The 11,219-nt window shown below is 69.2% G+C and carries 3 protein-coding genes; all 3 read left to right on the top strand.

The genetic code is table 11. The features are described from left to right. The first annotated feature begins 56 nt into the window (after nucleotides 1-56). The 3 genes from ACFKCF_RS50140 to ACFKCF_RS50150 are packed head-to-tail and all read left to right on the top strand — an operon-like array spanning nucleotide 57 to nucleotide 11,148. Nucleotides 57-4,229 carry a LamG-like jellyroll fold domain-containing protein gene (locus ACFKCF_RS50140; protein ID WP_394502951.1) on the top strand — a complete coding sequence of 1,391 codons (4,173 nt, stop codon included), beginning with the start codon at nucleotides 57-59 and terminating at the stop codon, nucleotides 4,227-4,229. 14 nt (nucleotides 4,230-4,243) lie between these two features. Continuing rightward, the gene (locus ACFKCF_RS50145; protein WP_394502953.1) at nucleotides 4,244-10,654 is read left to right on the top strand and encodes an RHS repeat-associated core domain-containing protein; all 6,411 of its coding nucleotides are present in this window, start codon (nucleotides 4,244-4,246) and stop codon (nucleotides 10,652-10,654) included. Beyond that, the gene (locus ACFKCF_RS50150; RefSeq protein ID WP_394502955.1) at nucleotides 10,651-11,148 is read left to right on the top strand and encodes a hypothetical protein; all 498 of its coding nucleotides are present in this window, start codon (nucleotides 10,651-10,653) and stop codon (nucleotides 11,146-11,148) included. The genes ACFKCF_RS50145 and ACFKCF_RS50150 overlap by 4 nt, the downstream gene beginning before the upstream one ends. Nucleotides 11,149-11,219 lie beyond the last annotated feature (71 nt).

Genomic DNA, 11,219 nt, shown 5'->3' on the forward strand with positions numbered 1-11,219 from the left:
TGGTCGATATGAGGGCTCCGCAGAAAGCAATACCCGAGTTTTCTGTGGAGGACCTCGTGGCTCGTCCTGTCCACGGCGCCATCGTCGCCGTGCTGCTTCTCGTATCGGCGCTGTTCGCGCCATTACCGGCTTCAGCCGAGAAAGTCGCGGCCGAACCTCGCCCCGCGGTGACACAAGAGGAAGCCGCTGAAGACGCCAGGAAAGCGGGCCAGCCCGTGGAGGTGCTGGGACTGCGCGGTGAGGCACGCGAGGTGTTCGCCCAGCCGGAGGGTGGCTTCGTGGCCACGGAGCACCTGCGACCGGTCAGGACCCTGAAAGACGGCGCGTGGGTGGACGTCGACACGAGGCTGCGCAGAACGGCCGACGGCGCGGTCGAGGCGGTGGCCTCCCCCATGGACGTGCGCCTGTCCGGCGGCGGCGACGGTCCCATGTTCACGATGGCACGGGCGGGACGGCGGATGTCGCTGTCGTGGATCGGCAAGCTGCCCGTTCCGGCGTTGGAAGGCGACACCGCGATCTACCCGGGTGTGCTCGGACCCGACGTGGACTTGCGGGTGAGGGTGACGGCGCAGGGCATCTCGCATGTGCTCGTGGTCAAGACGCCCGCGGCGGCCAGGGATTCCCGGCTGGGCCGTCTTGAGTTCGGGATCTCGGCGCCGGGTCTACGGGCCTCGACCGATGTCCGCGGCAACCAGGCGGTGGTGGACGAGGTGACGGGCGCTGTGGTGTTCGCGGCCCCCTCTCCCAAGATGTGGGACTCCGGCAGTACGGCCGGCCAGGTGCTCCGCGCGACCGGCGGTCTGCGGGAGGCATCAGCCGTGGCCCCGGGCGATGTCTCCCGGGTGGCGACGATGAAAACCTCCATCGCCGACGGCCGGATGACGCTGGAGCCCGATCGCGCGCTGCTCACCTCTCAGGAAACCTCGTTCCCCCTTTACATCGACCCGATGTGGTACTCGCCCGGAGAGTCGGCCAGCCTCATGGTCTCCAGCGGCGGCTGGGAAGACTACAACTTTTCCGAGGAAGGCATGGGCCGCTGCCCGATCAACCTCCCGCCGGCGGGCGCCTACTGCGGCAGCGCACACGTCAAGCGGCTGTTCTATCGGATGCCCACCAGCCGGTTCGTCGGCAAGCAGATCATCTCGGCGGAGTTCTCCGTCAAGGAGACCTGGTCGCCTTCCTGCGACGGCCGCTCGGTGCACATCTACCGCACGACGGGCTTCGGCAAGGACTCCACCTGGAACTCCACCAAGGACAACTGGGCCGACTATCTCACCTACCGCGACGTGGCCAAGGGACACAGCGCCAGTTGTCCTGCTGGCGACGTCGTGTTCAACGTCGAGAAGGCAGTAAAGGACGCCGCCTCGCGCGGCTGGGCGAACACCACCTTCGGCCTGCGGGCCGGCCACGAGGACGACGAGTACGGCTGGAAGCGGTTCGACGGCGACGCCACGCTCCGGGTGAACTACAACTCCCCGCCGCCGCAACCGAAGATGGGCCAGTTGCACTCCAGCCCGGGCGGCCCCTGCCCGGCCTGGGGCAAGGCAGTGCCGGTCAACCGTATACCGATGATCTACGCCGACAACCTCGCCGACCCCGACAACAGCGGCGCGGAGGGGGAGAAGCTCAAGGCCGAGTTCTTGGTGACGTGGAACAACGCCGCCGGCGTCGAGCAGAAGTGGCGTACCACCAGCCCGAAGAAGCAGTCAGCGGCCGGTTCTCGCCGCTCGTCCTTCTCCGCCCAGATCCCGTCCGGGCTTTTCCCAGCCGGCACCGCTTTCAACTACCAGGTACGCGCCTACGACGGTGCCGCGTGGAGCCCCTGGAGTTCGGGCGGAGACGCCACCGCCTGCTACCTGAAGTACGACCCGACGGCTCCCCGGGTACCCACGGTGATGTCCACCGAATATCCCGAGCTTGATCCGGACAATCCTGAAGCGATCGCCCACGACGGCGTGGGCCGTTACGGCACCTTCGCCATCACCTTCGATCCGGAGGTAACAAAGTTCGCCTTCGACCTCAACACCACGCCCGCCCCGGCGTTGGCGCGCGGCCGGACGGCCAACCCGGAGCCGGTACGGGCGGCGCCGACCCGCGCAGGAGTGAACGTTTTGTACGTGACCGTATGGGATGCGGCGGGCAACTTCTCCATCGGTGACTACCGCTTCTGGGTGAGCGAGGGAGCACCCGAGCGGGCGCACTGGAAGCTGGACGAGCCCGCCGGGGCCGGCGAGCTGACGGCGACCTCTCCGGGGATTCCCGCGGTCGCGGGCGCTGGCGCGACGCTGGGAGCCGAGGGCAAGGTCGGCAAGGGACTGAGCTTCGACGGGCTCGGCGGCGGTTACGCGGGCACCGACCTGCCGGTGATCAGGACCACCCAGAGTTTCACCGTGTCGGCCTGGGTCCGGCTGCGTAAGAACGACCTGTACTACAACGTGATCGCCCAAGACGCCCGCAGCCAGAGCGGATTCCAGCTTGGCGTGGACCCGGCTCCTGGCTCGTGGGTGTTCAAGACCCCTGCCGCTGACGTCACCGGCGGCAGCGGGGTCTGGTCCAAGGCCGTTGCCCCCGCGCTCCCGCAACTCGGCACCTGGACCCATCTCAGCGGCGTGTACGACGCCCAGGTCAAGGAACTGCGCCTGTACGTCAACGGCGAGCGGGTTGCCACGGCCCCGGTGGCGAACATCCTGGACGCCAGGGGCGCCTTCCAACTGGGTCGCAGCCTCTTCGACGGCACCTACCGCAACCACTGGCCAGGCGACGTCGACGAGGTCAAGGTCTTCGCGTCCGCGATCTCGGACGAGGACGCGATGCGGCTGGCGGCCGATGACACCCCGACGGGCCGGACCCCTGCCGCGTACTGGGGGCTGGAGGAGCCCGCTGGCAACGAGCGGGTCTACGCCGACAGAGGGGCGATCACCGCGACGGCACAGGGCGGCACGACCCTCGGCGTGGCCGGCCAGGTCGGCACCGCGATGCAGCTCAACGGCTCGACCGCTTACGCGGCCACGAACGAGCCCATGCTGAACACGGCGGGCAACTTCGCCGTGGCGGCATGGGTGAAGCTGCCCGCCACCGCCCCCGCCACGGACGTGACGATAGTGAGCCAGGACGGGACCACGCAGAGCGGCTTCTATCTGAAATACCGGGCAAGTAACAAGAAGTGGGCCTTTATGCAGCCGGTGACCGACACTACCGGCCCCACCACCGTCACCGCCTACTCCGCCGCCCCCGTGCAGCTGGGCCAGTGGGCCCACCTGGTGGGCGTCCACGACACCGTGGCGAAGAAGCTGCGGATCTTCGTCAACGGGATCGAAGGCGCGCCCGCCGATCTGCCGGCCGTATGGCAGGCCAGCGGTGGCCTGCAGATCGGCAGGTCGAAGTGGAACGGCGCCATCGTGGACCACTGGCCCGGCGCGATCGACGACGTCCGGCTCTACGACCGGATCGTCTCCGCGGAGGAGGCCAGGGCGCTGTTCAGCGTCAAGTCCGACGTCATCGCACGCTGGCGGCTCGACACCGCCGCGGGCAGCCCGGCCACGAGCCCCGACTCCGCACCGGTGCCCGAGAGGCACTCGCTGACCCTGGCAGGCGCCGCGAGGATCGCCACCGAGCCTGGGCTGAGCATCGTCACCCCATCCGGCGGGCAGGTCGCGGGCGCGATAGACCTGCCGGGCGCTGACAGCGACCATGCCTCGGCCGAGGGGGCCGTGGTGAACAGCGCGGAGAGCTTCACGGTCTCGGCGTGGGTGCAGACGGCGGGCGTCCCCGCCAAATCCATGACCGCCTTGAGCCTGACGGGATCCGCCAACAGCGCGATCGCGGTGCGTTACGACCTCGCGAAGGCACGCTACGTGCTCGACGTGGCCAGCGGCGACGTGGCCGGCGCGAGTACCGCGACGGTCGAGCATTCCAGTTTCCACCAGGGCGGCTTCGGCGACTGGGACCATCTGGCCGTCGTGTACGACGGCTTCAACAGCAGAGTGATCCTCTACGTCAACGGCGTGGAGGAGGCCGCCGCCGAAGCTCCGACAGTGTCGTTCAGGGAGAACACCCGGATCTTCGCACCGATCACCTCTGTTCAGCTCGGGCGGGCCAAGACGGCCGGCGCGTACCCGGCGGGCCAGAACTGGCGCGGGCAGGTGGACGACGTCTGGATCCTGCGCGGCGCCGCCACTGAGGAAGAAATCGCGTACCTCGCCAACCCCACCGAGATCAACGAGCTCTAGTCGTGGAGGATGTCGTGCGTAATGGCACCTACTTAGGCCGGACCGGGCCGGCCAGACGGCTGATCGCGGCGGCCGGAGCCGTGGCTCTGTGGGCCGGACTGCTGGTGGCGACGCCCGCGTGGGCCGAGCCTCCCGTGACCCGTACCGCCGACCCCGACAAGACCGTCAGCGGTCACGCCGTGCCGGCCAAGGCCCGCAAGCTGGACGTTTCCGTGATCCGCCCCGCACCGGCGGCCACGGTCACCTGGCCTGTGCCGGGCACGGCCGACGTCGCCCTGCCAGCCGCCAAGAGCGCCAGCCGGGCCGGCGAGATCAAGGCCGGAACCCTGCCGGTATGGATCCGCCCGGGAACGGGCGACACCTCCGGCACCTTACGGGTGAAGCTGCTGGACGTGCGGCGCGGCGGCGCCCCCGTCCTCACGCTGGAGCGCACCGGCGCCGAAGCGACGGCCGCCGCACGGAGCACGAAGGTGGGGGTGCGGCTCGACTACTCCGGCTTCACCCGCGCGTACGGCGCCTCGTACGGCTCCCGCCTCCGTCTGACACAGATGCCGGCCTGCGCGCTCAGCACCCCCGACGCCCCCGGCTGCGATGCCGCCACGCCGCTCGCCACGACCAACGACACCGAACGCGCGACTCTGAGCGCCGAGGTCGTCACCGCTGATCAGCCGGCCGTCCTGGCGGTGGCCGCGGGGGAGGACAGCGACAAGGGCGACTTCAAGGCCACCTCCCTGTCGCCGTCCTCCAGTTGGTCGATCGGCACGCAATCCGGCGACTTCACCTGGTCGTACCCCATCCGGGTGCCGCCGGTGCCGGGCGGCCTGGAGCCGAACGTGGGGCTGTCGTACTCCTCCGGCTCCATCGACGGCAGGACGTCCAACACCAACACCCAGCCGTCCTGGGTGGGAGACGGCTTCGAGCTGTGGCCCGGCTTCATCGAGCGCCGCTACAAGTCGTGCGAGGACGACGGGGTGCCCAAGCATCCCACCCGCAACGTCAGCCCGGCCGACCAGTGCTGGGGGTACGACAACGCGATCATGTCGCTGGGCGGCAGGGGCGGCGAGCTCATTCCCGCCGGTTCCGGCCAGTGGCGGATCAAGGGCGACGACGGCACCCGCATCGAGAAGCTGACCAGCGCGAGCAACGGCAACGGCGACAACGACGGGGAGTACTGGAAGGTCACGACCACTGACGGCACCCAGTACTTCTTCGGCCTGAACACCCTGGCCGCCGGCAAGCCGCAGACCAAGTCCACCTGGACGGCTCCGGTGTTCGGCGACGACGCCGGCGAGCCGTGCCACAAGGCGGAGTTCGCCGACTCCTGGTGCGACCAGGCGTGGCGGTGGAACCTCGACCTGGTCGTGGACCGCAACGGCAACGCCGTCACCTACTTCTACCAGCAGGAGCAGAACCACTACGGGCGCAATCTGGAGGCCAAGGACGAGACCCCGTACGTGCGCGGCGGCTACCTCGACCACGCCGAGTACGGCCTGCGCAAAGACGACCTGTTCCCCGGCAAGGCGCCGGCCAGGGTCGACTTCGACAGCGCCGAGCGCTGTATCCGCCCGTCGGCTGCGGACTGCGCCGACATCTCCGACCACCCGGAGTACTGGGAGGACGTGCCCTGGGACCTGCACTGCAACGCCGGCCAGGACTGCAAGGACCTGCACGGGTCGCTGTCGCCGACGTTCTGGTCGCGCAAGCGGCTCACCAAGATCACGACGCAGGTACTCAAGAACGACGGCAGCGGCTATCGGGCGGTGGACTCCTGGGCGCTGAACCACGCGTGGGGCATGGCCGATGTGGACCGGCAACTGCTGCTGACCTCCGTCACGCACACCGGCCACGCCGGGACGGCGCCCATCACGCTGCCGCCCACCTCATTCGTCTACACCCAGATGCCCAACCGCGTGGACAAGCTCGGCGACGACCTCGGGCCGTTCATCAAGAACCGGCTCGGCACGGTCTACAACGAGACCGGCGGAATGCTGGACGTGACGTACTCCGGCACCGACTGCACGCCCTCCGACCTGCCGGCGGCCAGCACCAACCATCGCCGCTGCTTCCCCACCTACTGGGTGAAGAGCGACGGCACGGACGACGACCCCACGGTGGACTGGTTCCACAAGTACGTCGTCACCCAGACCGTGCAGACGGACCTGACCGGCGGCTCCCCGGACATGGTCACCGGCTACGACTACAGCATCGGCCGTCCCGCCTGGCACTTCGACGACGATGACGGCCTGACGCCGGAGAAGTACAAAACCTGGTCCCAGTACCGCGGATACGACAAGGTCCGAGTGCGCCAAGGCGCCACCAGCGCGACGCCCGGGCAGACCGACCACTGGTACTTCCAGGGTATGGACGGCGACCGGCGCGACACCGGCGGCGGCGCCAAAGACGTCACCGTCTCTGACGGTGAGGGCGGCTCGTATCCGGACCACCCATCCCTGCAAGGCATGGAAGTACGCACCGTCACCTACGACAAGGCCGGCGGGGCGGCGGTGTCGAAGACGGTGACCTCGCCGTGGCACCAGCAGACCGCCATCCGCACCCGTTCCTGGGGCACCGTCACGGCCAACCTTGTCGGGATCAAGACCACCCGGACCTTGACCGCCCTGGCCGACGGCCGCTGGCGGGAGACAAAGACGACCAACAACGCCTTCGACTCCGTCACCGGCACGCCGACCCAGATCGACGACTTCGGGGACGTCTCCACCGCGGCCGACGACCGCTGCACCACCATCACCATGGCGGCACGCAACACCACCGACTGGCTGGTCGGCCTGCCGGCCCAGACCCAGACGGTGGCGGTCAAGTGCGGCGCCGCCGTCGACTACACCAGGCATCTGGTCGCCGACACCCGCGTCCGCTACGACAACGCCGCCTTCGCCGCGGCGCCGAGCAGAGGTCTGGTCACCTCGACCGACAAGGTGGCCGCGACCGGCACCACCAGCACGGCCGTCGCCTACGTGACCGGCACCAAGGTCGCCTACGACACCTACGGACGGACCACGGCGACCACGATCGTGGACAACACCTCCGCGACCCCCGTCGACAGGGTCATCTCCACCGCCTTCGCCGATCCCCAGGGCCTGACCACCAAGGTCACGGTCACCTCGCCGGCGCCCAGAGCAGGAGCCGCCCCCTTCGTCACCGTGGAGGATATGGACACCGCCTGGGGGACCCCGGTCACACAGGTGGACGTCAGCGGCAAGACCTCCCGCCTGGCGTACGACGCGCTCGGCCGGGTGACCAAGATCTGGGGGCCCAACCGCACCACCGACCAGGTACCCGACCGCGAGTTCGACTACCGGATCACCGCGAACGCGATCACCGCGGTCACCACCAGGAGCCTCAACAACGACGGCGGCCTGGACACCTCGCACGAGTTGCTGGACGGCTGGTTACGCTCCCGCCAGACCCAGCGGCCCGGACCCGACGGCGGCCGACTGATCGCCGACGTCTTCTACAACGCCCGCGGCGCGGTGGACCGGACCTACGACACCTACTACGCCGACGACCCACCCGCCACGAGCCTGTTCGGTGTCGCCATGACTGGTCAGGTGGAGACCCAGACCGCCTACACCTACGACGGTCAGGGCCGGATCACCGCGGAGCGGCTGCTGGCCGGCAACAGCGACGCGGGGGAGAAGTGGCGCACCACCTACACCTACGGCGGTGACCGCCAGACTGTCACTCCGCCGGACGGCGGTATCCCCGTCACCACGATCAGCGATGCCCGGGGCCGGCAGGTGGAGCTGCGCCAGCACAAGGACGGCGGCTACGACAGCACCTTCTACACCTACACGCCGACCGACCTGCCCGCCACGGTCAAGGGGCCGGGCGGCCACGTCTGGAGCTACACCTACGACCTGCGCGGCCGCAAGATCGCCGAGTCCGACCCCGACAAGGGCACCACGACCTACGCCTACGACGACCTCGACCAGCTCGTCGAGACCCAGGACGCCCGCGGCCAGCGGCTCCGCGTCACCTACGACGCCGTTGGCCGTGCGACTGCCAAGTACGACGGGTCCGGCGCCAAAGTGGCCGACTGGGTGTACGACACCGTCCGCAAGGGCCAGCCCACCAGCTCGACCCGCTACAGCGGCGGCGCCGCCTACACCCACGCGGTCAACTTCTATGACAACCTCGACCGCCCGACCCGCACCACGGTCACGCTGAGCGGACTGCCGGCCGCGGAGAGCGCGCTGGCTCCCGCCGGGGGCTACCAGTTCAACACCGTCTACAACCTCGACGGCAGCGTGCAGTCCATCAGCAGCCCGGCGGCCGGAGACCTCCCCGCCGAGGTCATCGCCTCCTCCTACGACGACCTCGGCAGGCTGCTCACGACGAGCAGCAACCTGTCGACGTACGTCACCGGCACCGACCTCAGCAAGACCGGCAAGCCGTTGGCACGCCGGCTGTCCATCGGCGCGGCCAGCAAGCAGGTGGACCTCGGCTACGCCTACGAGTTCGGCACCCAGCGTCTGAAGGGCACCAGCACCGTCCACGCCGGAACCGCGGGCGTGGATCGCGACGCCACTTACGGCTACGACAACGCTGGCAACATCACGCAGGTCACTGAGGTCTCCCGGGACGGCACGGACAACCAGTGCTTCCGCTACGACCACCTCAGGCGGCTGACGGACGCCTGGGCGCAGGGAGCCGGAACCTGCGCGGCAGATCCCGCGTCAGCCGTGCTCGGCGGGCCGGCCCCGTACCGGCTCGGCTATACCTACGACCAGACCGGCAACCGCAAGACCGAGACCCGCCACGACCCGGCCAACCAGCTCTCCGCCACCAGGACCTACACCTACGCCGGAGACCCCGGCGTGGCCCCGGAGTTCAAGGGACACCAACTGGCCGCCGTCACCCAGACCGGCGCCGACCCCCGCACCGACGCCTACGCCTACGATGCCACCGGCAACACCGTCAGCCGCGCCGGCCAGACCTTCACCTGGGACGCCCTCGGCGATCTCGTCAAGGTGAGCGACCCGGCCAAGGGCGAGTCCTCGTTCGCCTACGGGCCCAATGGTGATCGGCTGATCCGCCGGGACGCCACCGGAACCACTCTCTTCCTGCCCGGCCTGGAACTGCGCCTGTTCAAGGGCGCGGTCAAGGGCACCCGCTACTACGGGCACGACGGCCAGACCGTCGCCATGCGCACCGCGGCCGGGGTCACCTTCCTGTCAGGCGACCACAACGGCAGCGCCGACGTGGCCATCGAGGCGAACACCGGGGCGGTGGCCAAGCGCCGGTTCACGCCCTTCGGCGAGCCTCGCGGGGCCGCGGCAGGCGCCTGGCCCGGGGAGAAGGGCTTCGTCGGCGGCACCATCGACGGCGGCACCGGCCTCACCCACTTGGGCGCCCGCGAGTACGACCCCGGCACCGGCCGCTTCATCTCGGTCGATCCCCTGATCGACCAGAGCGATCCGCAGCAGATGAACGGCTACGCCTACGCCGGCAACAGCCCGGTCACGATGAGCGACCCCGACGGGCTCATGACGTGCGTCGGGATGAGCGGCTGCGGCTCCGGCGGAGGGGAGGAAGACAACTATGACGCCGGCGGTGGCCCCGTCGAAGGCGATGTCGGCGGCGGCGGCGGTGGTGGTGGCGGCGGTGGTGGCGGTGGCCACTGGTGGTCCCCGGTCAAGAAGGTGCTGAAGCCCGCCTGGAACTTCTACGTCGGCGCACAGATGTGGACCCTGAAGAACCCCGCCATCAACCCGCTGGCCGGTATCTTCTATCTGCCCGGCGCCGAGGACTGGACTGTCAGGCTGGTCGGAGCGGACCCCGGTTCCAAGTCGTACTTCGCGGGCACCATCGCTCCCGACATCGCCACCGCGATCATCAGCGTACCGAGTGTGGTGCGTGCGGCGGTTAGCCTCGCCACCAGATCCTCCACCATCATCCCGAAGATCGTCGCCGCAGCGTCGGCCGCAGGCCGTTCCGCCGGCGGTGCCATCCGCGCGGTCACCAAGAAGGTCGTCGAGAAGGCGAGCTCGATCGCCGCGAAGGCGGCTGCCAGACTGCCACGCCTGAGTAAGGCACCCAAATCCAGCGCCCCACCTGGACTCTACGCGCGAGGAGTGGGCCCGGCCCGGCCCTCGCCGCAGAAGGCGCACCTGGAGGTGGGCGGCAACGGCAAGCTTGTTCCGCAGAGCGGTCCCACACCCAACGGAATGTCGACGTACCGTACACCTGAGCAGTTGAAGGAGGGAATGCCGGGCGACGGGCCCATCTATCGGCTGCCGCCGGAGAAGCTCGAAGGACTCGAAGAGAAGGGCCTGGGATACGTGGATGATGGCGGGATCGGCGGCATCCCTGAAGGTCATGTCACGATCTATCCGGCGAAGGAGATGAGCTTCAACAAATTCAAGAAGCTCATCAAGGAGCTCGGATGGGAGCCGTGGGACGGATGATGAGCACGAACCCCGACTGGGATGACCTCGTCCGAGCCGACCAGGACTATCAGGAGGCGCGCGAGCGCGTGTTCGCCGGCGACCCCGTACCCGCGTTGCGGGAGTCGCTCGCGCTGTCGATCCCCACACCACCTGGCAGAGAGACGGCCCTGCGAGTGCTGGACGAGTATGGACGCGCCCGCCCCAACGTTGTACGCGCCCTCGTACCCGAACTGTTCGAGCTGGCCCTCGGCCAAGACTGGCGTAGCGAGCGAGTCCGCGTCGTCCTGAGCCGGCTCGACGCGGCTGTGCTGGAACGGGAGCTTAAACCGATCATCAAAGCGTTCGTGCGAGAAACGGAGCGTGATGCGGCCGACTACTGGGGAGCCATAGCGCTCCTGGTCAAGGCCGGACTGAGACCACTCCTTGACCGAGTGCTTCGTGCCGCGCAGGCATCGGATGACGAGGACACTCGCGTGGTCGCGCAGCACTGGATGGCCGGGTCGGCAGGCTGAGGGCGCGGATCCGCGGCGGGGGGGGGGGGGGGGGGGGGGGGGAGGGGGGGGGAGGGGGGGGGGGAGGGGGG

The sequence above is a fragment of the Nonomuraea sp. JJY05 genome, assembly GCF_043496855.1.
In the GTDB taxonomy this organism is placed as follows: Bacteria; Actinomycetota; Actinomycetes; order Streptosporangiales; family Streptosporangiaceae; genus Nonomuraea.

Coding starts and splice junctions, on each gene's coding strand:
- ACFKCF_RS50150 (WP_394502955.1), top strand. CDS start 10,651: ATGATGAGCACGAACCCCGACTGGGATGACCTCGTCCGAGCCGACCAG.